The sequence below is a fragment of the Kosakonia sp. YIM B13588 genome (assembly GCF_042788165.1).
GTDB classification, from domain to species: Bacteria; Pseudomonadota; Gammaproteobacteria; order Enterobacterales; family Enterobacteriaceae; genus Kosakonia; species Kosakonia sacchari.
Map to the genome: position 1 here is coordinate 203442 of NZ_JBHZPO010000001.1, position 15149 is coordinate 218590.

Sequence of the window (15149 nt, forward strand, 5' to 3'; positions counted from 1 at the left end):
AATGATTTCAGCAGTTTTGGACAGTCCGATTCTGCCTGTAATTCTCATGGGCGCATAAGAAAAAAATGTGATACAACGATGAATGCTTAAAGCAAACGATTAACTATTCACAACACTAACAGTCAGGCAGGGTCAAGCATAATGATCCCACAGATTTCCCAGGCACCGGGCGTCGTTCAACTGGTGCTGAATTTTTTGCAGGCTTTGGAGCAACAAGGTTTTACCGGTGATACCGCCACCAGCTATGCCGACAGGCTAACGATGGCGACAGACAACAGTATTTACCAGCTATTACCCGATGCCGTCGTTTTCCCTCGTTCAACGTCCGACGTTGCCTTGATCACACGCCTCGCTGCCGAGCCGCGTTTTCGCACGCTGGTCTTTACTCCGCGCGGCGGCGGTACCGGCACCAATGGTCAGGCGCTGAACCAGGGCATCATCGTTGATATGTCCCGCTATATGAACCGCATTATGGAAATTAACCCCGAAGAGGGGTGGGTGCGCGTTGAGGCGGGCGTTATTAAAGATCAGCTCAACCAGTATTTGAAACCTTATGGCTTCTTCTTCGCGCCAGAGCTGTCGACCAGCAATCGTGCGACGCTGGGAGGAATGATCAACACCGACGCCTCCGGGCAGGGTTCTCTGGTGTACGGGAAAACCTCCGACCATGTGCTCGGTGTCCGCGCTGTGTTATTGGGTGGCGATATCCTCGATACGCAGGCGATGCCGGTGGCGCTGGCAGAAACGCTGGGTAACGCCAGCACCGCTATCGGGCGAATTTATAAAACCGTGCTGGAGCGCTGTCGTGATAATCGCCAGTTGATTCTGGATAACTTTCCCAAACTGAACCGTTTTCTCACCGGTTACGATTTGCGTCATGTGTTCAATGACGAGATGACCGAATTTGATTTAACCCGCATTCTGACCGGCTCAGAAGGGACGCTGGCATTTATTACCGAAGCGCGCCTTGATATCACGCCGCTGCCAAAAGTTCGCCGTCTGGTGAACGTAAAATATGATTCGTTTGATTCCGCGCTGCGCAATGCGCCGTTTATGGTGGACGCGCGGGCGCTCTCCGTCGAAACCGTGGATTCGAAAGTGCTTAACCTGGCGCGGGAAGACATTGTCTGGCACTCGGTGAAAGAGTTGATTACCGATGTACCGGATAAAAACTTGCTTGGGCTGAATATTGTTGAGTTTGCCGGTGACGATCAGCTGCTGATTGATGCGCAAGTGCAGTCGCTGTGCCGGCGCCTCGATACGTTGATGGCCAATGGTGAAGGTGGCGTGATTGGCTGGCAATTGTGCGAGGATCTGACGGGCATTGAGCGCATTTACGCTATGCGTAAAAAAGCGGTGGGGTTATTAGGGAACGCGAAAGGCGCAGCCAAGCCGATTCCCTTCGCGGAAGATACCTGCGTGCCGCCGGAACATCTGGCGGACTACATCGTTGAATTCCGTGCGCTGCTTGATGGACACGGCCTGAGCTACGGCATGTTTGGACATGTCGATGCCGGGGTGCTGCACGTGCGACCTGCGCTGGATATGTCCGATCCGCAGCAAGAAGTGCTGATGAAATCCATTTCCGATGATGTGGTGGCGTTGACGGCGAAATATGGCGGTTTGCTGTGGGGTGAGCACGGGAAAGGTTTCCGTGCCGAATATAGTCCGGCTTTTTTTGGCGAGCAGCTGTATGGCGAGTTACGCAAAATCAAAGCGGCGTTCGATCCGGAAAACCGTCTGAACCCCGGTAAAATCTGCCCTCCTGAAGGCCTTGATGCGCCGATGAAGAAGGTGGATGACGTTAAACGCGGTACGTTTGACCGGCAAATTCCTATCGCCGTCCGTTCATCATGGCGCGGCGCGATGGAGTGTAACGGTAACGGCTTGTGCTTTAACTTCGATGTGAAAAGCCCGATGTGTCCGTCGATGAAAATCTCGGCGAACCGTATTCATTCGCCAAAAGGGCGGGCAACGCTGGTGCGCGAATGGCTGCGATTGCTGGCAGATCGTGGCATCGATCCGGTGAAGCTGGAAAAAGAGTTGCCGGAAAAGCGGGCCAGTTTACGCACATTAATCGAGCGTACGCGCAATAGTTGGCATGCACGTCGCGGCGAGTATGATTTCTCGCATGAAGTCAAAGAGGCGATGTCCGGCTGCCTGGCCTGTAAAGCTTGCTCAACGCAGTGCCCGATCAAGATTGATGTGCCGGAATTCCGGTCACGCTTTCTGCAGCTCTATCACAGCCGTTATCTGCGCCCGGTGCGCGACCATCTGGTCGCCACGGTCGAGAGCTATGCGCCATTAATGGCGCGCGCGCCGAAAACATTTAACTTTTTTATGAGCCAGCCGTGGGTGCGCTCCCTTTCCGCAAAGCATATCGGCATGGTGGATTTACCGTTGTTGTCTGTGCCGTCATTGCAGCGTCAGATGGTCGGGCATCGCACGGCGAACATGACGCTTGAGCAGCTTGAACAACTCAACGCCGCGCAGAAAGCGAAAACTGTGCTGGTGGTGCAGGATCCGTTCACCAGCTATTACGATGCGCAAGTGGTGGCCGATTTTGTTCGTCTGGTCGAACGGCTTGGCTTCGAGCCGGTAGTGTTGCCTTTCTCGCCAAATGGCAAGGCGCAACACATTAAAGGTTTCCTGAATCGCTTTGCCAAAACGGCGCAAAAAACCGCAGATTTCCTTAATCGCGTGGCGCAACTGGGCATGCCGATGGTCGGTGTCGACCCGGCTTTGGTGCTCTGCTACCGCGACGAGTACAAGCTGGCGTTGGGTGATAAGCGTGGAGAATTTCATGTGCAACTGGTGCATGAATGGCTGCCAGCAGCGCTGGATAATGTCGGTGAGCGAACGCCCAGCGGCGAGCCATGGTATCTGTTTGGCCACTGCACAGAAGTGACTGCGTTGCCGGGTGCTACGGGGCAATGGGCGTCGATTTTTGCGCGTTTCGGCGCGGTACTGGAAAATGTCAGCGTTGGTTGTTGCGGTATGGCCGGAACCTATGGTCATGAAGTGAAGAACCATGCCAGCTCGCTGGGGATTTATGAGCTTTCCTGGCATCAGGCGATGCAGCGTTTGCCGCGTAATCGCTGTCTGGCGACCGGCTACTCTTGTCGCAGCCAGGTTAAACGAATCGAAGGGAATGGCGTGCGCCATCCATTACAGGCATTACTGGAGATTTTGGGATGATCTGGAAACGTGCGGTTACGCTGGAAGCCCTTAATGCAATGGGTGATGGCAATATGGTGGGGCTGCTGGATATTCGCTTTGAGCGCATCAGTGACGATGCGCTGGAGGCGAGTATGCCGGTAGACCAACGAACTCATCAGCCGTTTGGCCTGCTACACGGTGGCGCGTCGGTGGTGCTGGCGGAAACGCTCGGCTCTGTTGCCGGCTATTTGTGTACGGAAGGGGAGCAGAAAGTGGTGGGACTGGAGGTTAACGCCAACCACTTGCGCTCGGTGCGCAGCGGGCGCGTGCGCGGTGTTTGCCGGGCGTTGCATACGGGTGGGCGGCATCAGGTCTGGCAAATCGATATTTATGACGAACAATCCCGCCTTTGCTGTTCATCACGGCTGACCACGGCTGTTGTCTAATCATTTTCGGCGGTGTAACCGCCGAAAAATCTTCATTTTTTATTCATTATTCTGAGCATTAGATTTTAGCTCTTCGTGCTATATTGTCCGGCACTGGATGTACCGCCCGGTTGTCTGCAACCGAAGCGAGTGGCTGTAACGCGTAATGACCTGATGAAGTGATTCATTGTCTCTTTAAGCGCTACTGAATAGAGGCTTTTAGGTAACAATGATGACATCGTTCAAGCTTGCATTTTTACACCCACGCCATTGGGTGACATGGGCCGGATTAGGTTTGCTCTGGCTGCTCGTTCAACTTCCTTATCCTGTTCTTGCCCGCCTTGGCGCGGGGCTGGGTCGGCAATCGCGTCGATTCCTGCAACGTCGCGAGCGTATCGCTCGCCGTAATCTCGAATTATGTTTCCCCCATATGAGTGATGAGCTGCGCGAGCGGCTGATTGCGAAAAACTTTATGTCGTTGGGCATGGGGTTGATTGAAACCGGCATGGCGTGGTTTTGGTCAGATAAGCGTGTACGTCGCTGGTTTGACGTCGAAGGCTATCAGCACTTGCAGGCCGCCCAGGCCAGCCAGCGTGGCGTGATGGTGGTCGGCGTGCATTTTATGTCGCTGGAGCTGGGTGGGCGTGTAATGGGGCTTTGCCAGCCAATGATGGCAACCTATCGTCCACACAATAATGTGCTGATGGAATGGGTGCAGACGCGCGGGCGTATGCGTTCCAATAAATCGATGATTGATCGCCGTAACCTGAAAGGCCTGGTCAATGCGCTGAAACAAGGTGAAGCCGTTTGGTTTGCGCCGGATCAGGATTACGGGCGCAAAGGCAGTATTTTCGCTCCGTTCTTCAGTGTTCAAAACGCGGCAACGACCAACGGGACATACGTTTTATCGCGCCTTTCCGGGGCAAAAATGTTGACGGTAACGATGGTGCGCAAAGAGGATTTCTCCGGTTATTCGCTGCATATCGGCCAGGCGCTGAATGACTATCCGGTTGAGGATGAGTTTGCCGCCGCTAGCTATATGAACAAAGTGATCGAGCGCGAAATCCTGCGCGCACCGGAGCAGTATCTCTGGATCCACCGGCGTTTTAAAACTCGCCCGGTCGGCGAACCTTCGCTTTATAACTAACCTTTGTTAACGCGCCCCTTCTCAGGGGCGTTGTATTATTCTGTTGCCAACAAAATGTATACGGGATGGTTATGGTCAAGTTTATTGCGGGCGGCTGTTTAGCCTTATTATCGGCATATTCATCTGCTGCGGGTATCACGCTGCAGTGTGATGAATACCGCGCCAGCGTCGAACCGGATGGGCTCACTATCAATGGCCGGCATTACACGAATCCGCAGGAGAAGCCGTATGAGATCTCCGATCAATATTCCGGGCGCTCGCTGATTTATACCGATAGCCAGGATCAAAACAAGGATACCAACTGGGCGGCTATTCATATCATCACGCAGATTGAAACGGGTAAAAAAGCCTTCTTTTACGCGGACAGTAAGCACATTAACGATAAAGCAATTATCTGCACACGCGAAAACGCAGAGGAATAGTGCACGCGCTGTGAGCCTGGCATTTTCACCCAATCACCCCGCCAGCGGCTTGTATGCGAGTTTAAAACCCTTCCAGTAGCTGGAGTTGCTTAAAGGTCAGCGGGCGGGAAAAGGTGTACCCCTGAATACCGCCAGAGTGATACCTGTTAAGCAGAGCGAGGTCGGCGGTGCTATCCACGCCTTCGCAAATCACGTTCGTACCGGCAGGTATCACGCTGCCAATGAAACGGTGCAGTGTTGAAAGTTTTGCCGGGTAACGGGCAATGCCATCAACAAGGAAACGGTCGATTTTAATGGTATTGAATGCAAACAATTGCAGGCGCTCTGCATGTTCATTCCCATGGCCAAACTTACCGAGTGAAACCATAAAGCCATACTCTTTGACTTTCTTTAACGCTGGTAACCTACTGATAAATTGTGGATAAGTGATTTTATCGCTAACTTCAATTTCGATACGTTGCGGGGCAATATTATGGTGCTGGCAGCGTTCAATGAGCTGGGTAAGATAATCCATATCATTAACCAACTGCGGCGATAAAATGAAGGAAAGCGTCATGGTTTCCTTCATTTTTAGTACATGACAAATAACATCAAAAATAAAATCGGTGACTTTTCTGCTGACCGCCGTTTCTTCGAGCAGCGTTGCTGTTTGCTCTGCGGGAATGAGAAAATCCTCAGCGTTATAAAATTGCGCCACCGCTTGATAGCGGAGAATGTTTTTTCCTGAGAGATTAATGATGGGGTGAAACTCTGCCGTCATCAGGAATTTTCTGCCTTTTATTTCCAGTGTGTTAATTTTCATTTTCCTGATTTAGCCCCTACTCAAAAGAACAGGACATTCTTAATGAACAATTTTCAATTCTACACAGGCCCGGATAACGATTGAAAATTGTTTTGAATGATCGATTATCTTATTTTGATAGTCTGTATCTATTACTATCATGAAAATGATCGCTTAAATCTATAAATTGCCAAAGAAGATTATTCTTAATATTTATATTCTGTTGGCTTTTTGATTATGTTCGTTGCGTTTAGTTTGCATTAGGTCGTTGTTTTGTAAGGATAAAGATGATTGACCGCGAATGTGCGTAACGAACTTCTGCATGAAGTTTAGCTTACGATAATAAAGCACGAATTAATTAACAATATTAACCATAAGTAAGATGTTTGCTGGTAATGCGCGCGTGTTTATAAGCCAGAACATTTATTACTTTCTTTGGCATCGATGTGTAACAGATGTATTGAAGGTGTATATAAGATGCGTTTAAAAATAAACTGCCGAACATAAAAATATAATGACAGTTTTATGACGGCTATAACCGGGTTGGGAAGAAAAGAACGAACGGGAAACGTATCGTCTGCTCCAGTTTCCCGTTCGGTTAATTAAAGGGTTAGCAACAGGCTATCGCCGGGGGGCTAATTTCCTGGTTTTAGCAGTGTGCTGACAAATCAACAATGTTGCTTCAGGAAGCCGACAATCAATTGCGAAACATATTCAGGCTTCTCCCGGTTACTGATATGCGCCGCATTTGGAATCAGCGTGAATTCACAGCCTAATGCTTCTGCCATCTGTCGTCCTTCCACTGGCGGGCGCGGTAGATCCAGTTCGCCAGTTGCCACATGCGCCGGGCAAGCCACAGAATCCAGAATAGCCATGCGATCCGGTCGGCCGAAAATCAATTTACCGAGCGGCACAATACTGCTGCGAAGCTGCTCTGCAGAGAGCGAGGACAGATAAGCGGTGAGCTGCTGAATATCTTCAGGCGCGGCAAACTGCGAATAAAATTGACCGACGATATAATCGAGTAACGCCGGGGGAATAGTGCCGGTCGCATCGATGGCGTTGAGCATCGCGAAGTAGCGCTCACGCGCCAGATCCGTTTCATCGCCAATAAAGGTATCAAATAACATCACAGCCTTAACCCGCGCAGGTGCGGCGGCAGCGAGTTCTGCTCCCCACATTCCACCGACCGACAAGCCGACCACGGCAAATTGATCGATCCCGAGCGAGTCCATTAAAGCCAGATGGTCGGCGGCAATATCGGCCAGAGAGGTGGGCGTGGCAGGCAACGCCGGAGATTCACCATGCCCCCATAAATCCGGTGCGATCACACGAAAGTGCCGGCTAAGCGTTTCAATTTGTGGCGACCACATCGCTTTATCAAACAAATAGCTATGGCCCAGCAGCACGGGAAAACCCGTTCCGCTATCTAAAAAAGACATCATTGGTTTTGCATTCATCAATACTCTCCTTGTTTGATGGCTCAGCAACGTGAGCACATTTTAAAAAAGCCGGACATAACTGACTTCATTTCAGAAATGAGGGGGTAATTTCTTCTTTTTCGAATGTTTTTTCTTATCCCATGCTATTTATGCGATAGCGACCAGAACACCATAACTTCACTCCGGTGTGGAGATAGTGGGGTAAAGCAACGTTTCCAGGAAGCTGGCGACTATCCACAGCGTTTCGCTGAAAATTGACCATAAACCCACCACCAGAACCACCACCGCGAGCAGCAGCAAAATCAACGCCGTTTTATCCATAACTTGCTCAAATGTGGTAAAAAATTCTTGTTTTCGGACACTCATTCCAGCATCCGGTTCAACTTTTTACTATGACTATTTTGCCGCCGACGGGCTGACTATTGATATCACTGGAGATTAATTTTAAAAATGCAAAGCGCCGAAGTTGGGGCTACGCGTTTAAGACAGCGTTTTGCGAAAAGATAATGTTTTGATAAGCGGGTCCCTTTTAACATTAAAAAATTTCAAAATCCTATCTCAATAATAGGTATTGGCTATACATCTTTCCTTCTTCAGCGCCTGGTCGCCGCTACGCCCTCTAAAGTCATTATTTATCAATTTATTAAACAAACTTTCACTTACCTGTAAAGCCTTTGCGCAGAGTCTATGCTTATAACATGTGCCGAAAAAAGGGGCTTGTGGCTAATAACCCTTCGGAAAAGAGGTTGAAGTGAGAATCATTATCACTAACATAGCATTATGAGCCTTTGATCTGCTGATGTGAGGTAAACGATGGAATCATTTAATCCGCAAGATTTTACGTGGCGGGGGCTAACCATGACACCCGCTGCCGCAGAACATATTCGTGCGCTGTCCAGTAAACAGGCCGGTGTGCTCGGTGTACGGCTTGGTATCAAGCAGACGGGTTGCGCAGGTTTTGGCTATGTACTCGATACCGTGACGGAGCCAAGCGAAGACGATTTGCTTTACGAATCTGACGGCGCGCGCCTTTATGTACCGCTGCAAGCGATGCCATTTATTGATGGCACCGAAGTGGATTACGTACGTGAAGGTTTAAATCAGATCTTCAAATTTCATAACCCGAAAGCCCAGCACGAATGCGGCTGTGGCGAAAGTTTCGGGGTATAGGCGGTACTATGTCTCGTAATACTGAAGCAACTGACGATGTCAAAATCTGGACCGGCGGCAACCTCAATTATAAAGAGGGCTTTTTTACCCGGCTTAGCACCGACGAGCTGGCAAAAGGCATCAATGAAGAGGTCGTGCGGGCCATTTCAGCGAAGCGCAACGAGCCAGAATGGATGCTCGAGTTTCGCCTGAACGCTTTCCGGGCGTGGCTGGAGATGGAAGAACCGCACTGGCTGAAAGCGCATTACGAAAAACTGGATTACCAGGATTACAGTTACTACTCCGCACCTTCCTGTGGCAACTGCGATGACACGTGCGTCTCGCAGCCTGGCGCGGTGCAACAGACCGGCGCAAATGCCTGGCTGACGGAAGAAGTTGAAGAGGCCTTTAACCAGCTAGGCGTCCCGGTGCGTGAAGGTAAAGAAGTGGCGGTTGACGCCATTTTTGACTCCGTCTCCGTGGCAACGACGTACCGGGAAAAATTGTCAGAGCAAGGGATCATCTTCTGCTCGTTCGGTGAGGCGATTCATGACCATCCGGAACTGGTAAAAAAATACCTCGGAACGGTGGTGCCTTCTAACGACAACTTTTTCGCCGCGCTTAACGCTGCGGTTGCCTCAGATGGCACTTTTATCTACATCCCGAAAGGCGTGCGTTGCCCGATGGAACTGTCGACCTATTTCCGCATTAATGCGGAAAAAACCGGCCAGTTTGAGCGCACTATTTTGGTGGCGGATGAAGGGAGTTACGTCAGCTATATCGAAGGGTGTTCCGCACCGGTTCGCGACAGCTATCAACTGCACGCAGCAGTGGTGGAAGTAATCATCCACAAAGACGCGGAAGTGAAATACTCCACGGTGCAAAACTGGTTCCCGGGGGATAACAACACTGGTGGGATCCTCAACTTCGTGACCAAGCGTGCGCTGTGCGAAGGCGAAAACAGCAAGATGTCATGGACGCAGTCTGAGACGGGCTCCGCCATTACCTGGAAATACCCAAGCTGTATTCTGCGCGGCGATAACTCCATCGGTGAGTTCTTCTCCGTTGCGCTGACCAGCGGGCATCAGCAGGCGGATACCGGCACCAAGATGATCCATATCGGTAAGAACACCAAATCGACGATTATTTCGAAAGGGATCTCCGCCGGGCATAGCCAGAACAGCTATCGCGGGCTGGTGAAAATCATGCCGACGGCGACCAATGCCCGTAATTTCACCCAGTGCGATTCGATGCTGATTGGCCCGGATTGCGGAGCGCATACTTTCCCGTATGTCGAGTGCCGTAACAACAGCGCGCAGCTTGAGCATGAAGCCACGACATCGCGTATCGGTGAAGACCAGCTTTTTTATTGCCTGCAACGCGGGATTAGCGAAGACGATGCCATTTCCATGATCGTCAATGGTTTCTGTAAAGACGTCTTCTCTGAACTGCCGCTGGAGTTTGCCGTTGAAGCGCAAAAACTGCTGGCTATCAGCCTTGAACACAGCGTCGGTTAAGGATTAAAGGATAAGAAATGTTAAGTATTAAAGACTTGCAGGTAAGCGTTGAAGATAAAGAGATCCTGCGTGGTCTGAGCCTGGAGGTGCGCCCCGGTGAAGTCCACGCGATTATGGGGCCGAACGGCTCCGGGAAAAGTACGCTTTCTGCGACGCTGGCCGGTCGTGAAGATTACGAAGTAGTGGGCGGCAGCGTCGAGTTTAAAGGCAAAGATTTGCTGGAGCTTTCGCCCGAAGACCGTGCCGGTGAAGGCGTGTTCATGGCGTTCCAGTATCCGGTGGAGATCCCCGGCGTCAGTAATCAGTTTTTCCTGCAAACGGCGCTTAATGCGGTGCGTGAATATCGCGGCGAAGAGGCGCTGGACCGGTTTGACTTCCAGGATCTGATGGAAGACAAAATCAAGCTGCTGAAAATGCCCGAAGACCTGCTTACCCGTTCGGTCAATGTCGGTTTCTCCGGCGGTGAGAAAAAGCGTAACGACATTCTCCAAATGGCGGTGCTGGAACCTGAACTGTGCATCCTGGATGAAACGGACTCCGGCCTTGATATTGATGCGCTAAAAATTGTTGCGGAAGGGGTGAATGCGCTGCGTGATGAAAAACGCGCATTTATCATTGTCACGCACTATCAGCGGATCCTGGATTACATCAAGCCGGATTTCGTTCATGTGTTGTATCAGGGGCGCATCGTGAAATCCGGTGATTTCACGCTGGTTAAGCAACTGGAGGAGCAGGGCTATGGCTGGCTTACCGAACAGCAGTAACGCGCTGCATCAGTGGCATCATCTGTTTGAAACTAAGGGCGGCGCGCGTTCTGAATCGGCGCAGCAGCATTTGCAGCAAATGCTGCGTTTAGGGTTGCCGACACGCAAACATGAAAACTGGAAATACACGCCGCTGGAAGGCTTGCTGAACAGCCAATTTGTTAGCACCTCCGGCACGATCGGTGTCGCGCAGCGCGATGCGCTGGCATTGCCGGTGCATGCCGTGCGGCTGGTGTTTGTCGATGGTCAGTTTAACGCGGCGCTGAGCGACGACACTGCCGGTTCCGGTTTTGAGGTCAGTTTTGCTGATGTGCGGGCGGATCTGCCTGCGCCGGTGCAGCCGGAAGTGTTCCTGCATCTGACCGAAAGCCTGGCGCAGAGCGTGACCTGGATTCAGGTGGCGCGTAATCAGCGACCAGCTAAGCCATTGCTGCTTACGCATATTACTCAAGGGGTGGCGGGCGACGAGATGAATACCGCCCATTATCGCCACCATCTTGAACTGGCGCAGGGCGCGGAAGCGACAGTGTACGAACACTACGTCAGCCTGAACGACGCGCGCCACTTTACAGGGTCACGCCTGACGATGAATGTGGCGGCGAATGCGCATCTGCACCACGTCAAGCTGGCGTTTGAAAACCCGCAAAGTTACCACTTTTCGCATAATGACATCTTGCTTGCGGCCGATGCGGCGGCAGATAGCCACAGTTTCCTGCTCGGCGGCGCGGTGTTGCGCCATAACACCAGCACGCAACTTAATGGTGAAAACACGCAGTTGCGCATCAACAGCCTGGCGATGCCGGTGAAATCGGAAGTGTGTGATACCCGCACCTGGCTTGAGCATAATCAGGGCTACTGCAACAGCCGCCAGTTGCATAAAACCATCGTCAGCGATAAAGGCCGCGCGGTGTTTAATGGCCTGATCAAGGTTGCGCAACACGCCATCAAAACCGACGGACAGATGACCAACAATAATCTGTTGCTCGGACGTCTGGCGGAAGTGGACACCAAGCCGCAACTGGAAATTTATGCCGATGATGTGAAATGCAGCCACGGCGCGACGGTTGGCCGCATTGATGATGAACAGATGTTTTATTTGCGCTCGCGCGGGATCAATCAACAGGCGGCGCAACAGATGATAATCCATGCCTTCGCAGCTGAACTGACGGAAGCCATTAGCGACGAAGCATTGAAACGACAGGTTCTGGCGCGTATCAGCCAGCGCCTGGCAGGGGGCAGAGTATGAGTTTTCCCGTGAACGCCGTTCGCGCCGATTTCCCGGTGCTGCAACGTGAAGTGAACGGACTACCGTTGGCCTATCTCGACAGCGCGGCCAGTGCGCAAAAGCCGAACCAGGTGATTGATGCCGAAGCTGAATTTTTCCGCCACGGGTACGCGGCGGTTCACCGCGGCATTCATACGCTGAGCGCGGAAGCCACCCAGCGGATGGAAAATGTGCGAGTGCAGGCGGCGGCGTTTCTTAATGCACGTTTACCTGAAGAGCTGGTGTTTGTGCGCGGCACGACCGAGGGAATTAACCTGGTGGCGAACAGCTGGGGGAACAGCCGGGTGCGCGCGGGCGACAACATTATCATTAGCGCGATGGAACACCATGCCAATATCGTTCCGTGGCAGATGCTGTGCGAGCGCGTGGGTGCTGAGTTGCGCGTGATCCCGCTTAATCAGGATGGCACGCTGCAGCTGGACGTGTTGCCAACGCTACTGGATGAACGCTCGCGGCTGCTGGCGATCACGCAGGTATCGAACGTGCTGGGCACCGAAAACCCGGTGGCGGAAATTATTGCACTCGCGCATCAGCATGGCGCGAAAGTGCTGGTGGATGGCGCTCAGGCGGTTATGCATCACCCGGTGGATGTGCAGGCGCTGGACTGCGATTTCTATGTTTTCTCCGGTCATAAACTGTATGGGCCTACCGGCATCGGCGTGCTGTATGCCAAAGAGGACATTTTACAGGATATGCCACCGTGGGAAGGGGGCGGCTCGATGATCGCCACCGTTAGCCTGACTGAGGGCACGACCTATGCAAAAGCGCCGTGGCGTTTTGAGGCCGGCACGCCCAATACAGGCGGCATTATCGGTCTTGGCGCGGCAATTGAGTATGTCCGCAAGTTGGGGCTGGAAGCGATTGGTGAATACGAGCAGACGCTGATGCATTACGCACTTAACGCGCTGGCGGATGTGCAGGATCTGACGCTTTATGGCCCGGCGCAGCGCAAAGGTGTCATCGCGTTTAATCTCGGGAAACATCACGCCTATGATGTCGGCAGTTTCCTCGACAATTACGGCGTTGCGGTGCGCACCGGGCACCATTGCGCGATGCCGCTGATGGCGTTTTACAATGTGCCCGCCATGTGCCGTGCGTCGCTGGTTATGTACAATACGGAAGAAGAGGTGGATCGTCTGGTAACTGGCCTGAAACGCATTCATCAGTTGCTGGGCTAACGTGAGAGGCAAAAATGGCCGCATTACCCGACAAAGAAAAACTGCTGCGCAATTTTAGCCGCTGTGCCAACTGGGAAGAGAAGTACCTCTATATTATTGAGCTGGGGCAGCGTCTACCGGAATTAAGTGCCGAAGCGCACAATCCTGAGAACATTATTCAGGGCTGTCAGAGCCAGGTCTGGATTGTCATGCATCGCAATGAGGCGGGTGTGATGGAATTAGCTGGTGACAGCGATGCCGCGATTGTCAAAGGGCTTATTGCCATCGTCTTTGTGCTCTACCAGCAGATGACTGCGCAAGATATTGTGGCGTTTGACGTGCGCCCGTGGTTTGAAAAGATGTCCCTCACGCAACATCTGACGCCTTCCCGCTCGCAGGGGCTTGAGGCGATGATCCGCGCGATTCGCAACAAAGCCGCCAACATTAGCTAAACTTAAAAGACCATATTTCATCCTGTTACGACGCGAGGCGTTTAGCGCCTCGCTGGATCTTCAGCTTTCTGACACCTTGTCAGTGGATACAGGAACTTCAGTATGAAACGCGCGTCTTTGCTCTCCTTATATCTTTTCAGCGTCTTAAGCGTCCAGGTGGCTCATGCAGCAGAGTATCCCCTGCCTGCCGATGGTAGCCGTGTTATTGGGCAAAACCAGACTTACACCGTGCAGGCGGGGGATAAAAACCTGCAAGCGATCGCCCGCCATTTCGACACGGCAGCAATGTTGATCCTTGAAGCCAATAACACGATTGCACCCGTACCGCGGCCGGGCACGATCGTCACCATCCCTTCACAAATGATTTTGCCCGATACGCCACGCGAAGGGATTGTGGTTAATCTGGCTGAGCTGCGCCTGTATTATTTCCCGCCGGGGAAAAGCAGTGTGCAGGTTTACCCGATTGGTATTGGGCAACAGGGGCTGGAAACGCCGGTTTCCGTGACGCGAGTCAGTCAGAAGATCCCAAACCCAACCTGGACACCGACAGCGGGCATTCGCGCGCGTTCACTAGCAAACGGCATAGAATTGCCGCCGGTGATACCCGCTGGCCCAAATAACCCATTAGGGCGCTTTGCGCTGCGTCTGGGGATTGGCAATGGTGAATATCTTATTCACGGAACAAATGCACAGGATAGCGTTGGGTTGCGGGTAAGTTCAGGCTGTATTCGCATGAATGCGCCTGATATCCAGGCGCTGTTTGCTCAGGTTGCGGCTGGTACGCGCGTGACGATTATCAACGAACCGGTGAAATACGCCGTAGAGCCTGACGGGCGGCATTTTATTGAAGTGCATCGTCCGCTGGCACAAAAGGTTGAAGAAAACACCCAGACGGTGCCGATTAATTTCTCTCCCGCGCTGGAGGCTTTTATTCACAATGCCGGCGGTGATAGTGGCATGATTACGCAGGCACTGAATCGTCGGGCAGGTTACCCGATAGCGATTCCGGTTAAGACAGCGGCAGCAGCATCGCCGGAAAGCGTGTTGTCCGTACAGAACAGTGCGAAAGAAACGACGGTGGATGCAGAAGCCCAACAGAAGGCGGTAACGCAGTAGACGAAAAGGAAGGACAAATTACAGGCAAAAAAAATGGCGCACCGAGTGCGCCATTTCATTACAGGAACTCTTACTTACGGTAAGAGTGAGCCTGGTTGTCCAGACGCTGGTTAGCGCGAGCTGCGTCATCTTTAGCAGCCTGAACGTCGGAACGGATTGCGTTCACGTCGTTGCTCAGCTGGTCAACTTTAGCGTTCAGAGTCTGAACGTCAGAAGACAGCTGATCGATTTTAGCATTGCTGGAGCAACCAGCCAGCAGAGTAGAACCCAGGATTACCGCGCCCAGTACCAGTTTAGTACGATTCATTATTAATACCCTCTAGATTGAGTTAA

Annotated in this window: 15 protein-coding genes; 11 read left to right on the forward strand and 4 right to left on the reverse strand. The window is 52.1% G+C overall.

Annotation, left to right across the window (positions count from 1 at the left end; genetic code table 11):
- The first annotated feature begins 141 nt into the window (after positions 1-141).
- From ACFX4U_RS01030 to ACFX4U_RS01045, 4 genes are all read left to right on the forward strand, one after another.
- Positions 142-3198 carry an FAD-binding and (Fe-S)-binding domain-containing protein gene (locus ACFX4U_RS01030; RefSeq protein ID WP_313509864.1) on the forward strand — a complete coding sequence of 1019 codons (3057 nt, stop codon included), beginning with the start codon at positions 142-144 and terminating at the stop codon, positions 3196-3198.
- The gene (gene menI, locus ACFX4U_RS01035) at positions 3195-3605 is read left to right on the forward strand and encodes a 1,4-dihydroxy-2-naphthoyl-CoA hydrolase (protein WP_160270528.1); all 411 of its coding nucleotides are present in this window, start codon (positions 3195-3197) and stop codon (positions 3603-3605) included. The genes ACFX4U_RS01030 and menI overlap by 4 nt, the downstream gene beginning before the upstream one ends.
- Positions 3606-3813: 208 nt before the next feature.
- Positions 3814-4731 carry a kdo(2)-lipid IV(A) palmitoleoyltransferase gene (gene lpxP / locus ACFX4U_RS01040; protein ID WP_175272412.1) on the forward strand — a complete coding sequence of 306 codons (918 nt, stop codon included), beginning with the start codon at positions 3814-3816 and terminating at the stop codon, positions 4729-4731.
- A 71-nt stretch (positions 4732-4802) separates the two neighbouring features.
- Entirely contained in the window at positions 4803-5153 is a 351-nt protein-coding gene (locus ACFX4U_RS01045) for a hypothetical protein (RefSeq protein ID WP_313509855.1), read from the forward strand.
- 61 nt (positions 5154-5214) lie between these two features.
- Here the strand turns inward: ACFX4U_RS01045 and ACFX4U_RS01050 are convergent, their stop codons facing one another.
- The 3 genes from ACFX4U_RS01050 to ACFX4U_RS01060 all read right to left on the reverse strand — a co-directional run bounded on the left by ACFX4U_RS01050 (position 5215) and on the right by ACFX4U_RS01060 (position 7742).
- Positions 5215-5913: an EAL domain-containing protein gene (locus ACFX4U_RS01050; RefSeq protein ID WP_313509853.1), complete on the reverse strand. Its 699-nt coding sequence runs from the start codon at positions 5911-5913 to the stop codon at positions 5215-5217.
- A gap of 689 nt (positions 5914-6602) precedes the next feature.
- Positions 6603-7394: an alpha/beta fold hydrolase gene (locus ACFX4U_RS01055; protein ID WP_313509851.1), complete on the reverse strand. Its 792-nt coding sequence runs from the start codon at positions 7392-7394 to the stop codon at positions 6603-6605.
- A gap of 159 nt (positions 7395-7553) precedes the next feature.
- Positions 7554-7742, reverse strand: a complete 189-nt coding sequence (locus ACFX4U_RS01060; protein ID WP_017456575.1) for an Ecr family regulatory small membrane protein — start codon at positions 7740-7742, stop codon at positions 7554-7556.
- A 447-nt stretch (positions 7743-8189) separates the two neighbouring features.
- Between ACFX4U_RS01060 and sufA the strand changes: the two genes are divergently transcribed.
- The 7 genes from sufA (at position 8190) to ACFX4U_RS01095 (ending at position 14816) form a co-directional block, all read left to right on the forward strand.
- Positions 8190-8546, forward strand: coding sequence for a Fe-S cluster assembly scaffold SufA (sufA, locus tag ACFX4U_RS01065; RefSeq protein WP_305736250.1), 357 nt, complete (start codon positions 8190-8192; stop codon positions 8544-8546).
- Positions 8547-8554: 8 nt separating this feature from the next.
- Complete coding sequence (sufB, locus tag ACFX4U_RS01070) at positions 8555-10042, forward strand: Fe-S cluster assembly protein SufB (protein ID WP_313509848.1); 1488 nt, start codon at positions 8555-8557, stop codon at positions 10040-10042.
- 17 nt (positions 10043-10059) lie between these two features.
- On the forward strand, positions 10060-10806 hold the full coding sequence (gene sufC, locus ACFX4U_RS01075) for a Fe-S cluster assembly ATPase SufC (RefSeq protein ID WP_017456578.1): 747 nt from the start codon (positions 10060-10062) through the stop codon (positions 10804-10806).
- Complete coding sequence (gene sufD / locus ACFX4U_RS01080) at positions 10781-12052, forward strand: Fe-S cluster assembly protein SufD (RefSeq protein ID WP_380217666.1); 1272 nt, start codon at positions 10781-10783, stop codon at positions 12050-12052. The genes sufC and sufD overlap by 26 nt, the downstream gene beginning before the upstream one ends.
- On the forward strand, positions 12049-13269 hold the full coding sequence (gene sufS, locus ACFX4U_RS01085; protein ID WP_313509843.1) for a cysteine desulfurase SufS: 1221 nt from the start codon (positions 12049-12051) through the stop codon (positions 13267-13269). The genes sufD and sufS overlap by 4 nt, the downstream gene beginning before the upstream one ends.
- A gap of 14 nt (positions 13270-13283) precedes the next feature.
- Positions 13284-13700: a cysteine desulfuration protein SufE gene (gene sufE, locus ACFX4U_RS01090; protein WP_017456581.1), complete on the forward strand. Its 417-nt coding sequence runs from the start codon at positions 13284-13286 to the stop codon at positions 13698-13700.
- Between the two features lie 102 nt (positions 13701-13802).
- On the forward strand, positions 13803-14816 hold the full coding sequence (locus tag ACFX4U_RS01095; protein WP_313509839.1) for a L,D-transpeptidase family protein: 1014 nt from the start codon (positions 13803-13805) through the stop codon (positions 14814-14816).
- Between the two features lie 70 nt (positions 14817-14886).
- On the opposite strand, the gene ACFX4U_RS01100 is transcribed toward ACFX4U_RS01095, so the two are convergent.
- Positions 14887-15123 carry a major outer membrane lipoprotein gene (locus ACFX4U_RS01100; protein ID WP_007374746.1) on the reverse strand — a complete coding sequence of 79 codons (237 nt, stop codon included), beginning with the start codon at positions 15121-15123 and terminating at the stop codon, positions 14887-14889.
- Positions 15124-15149: the final 26 nt, after the last annotated feature.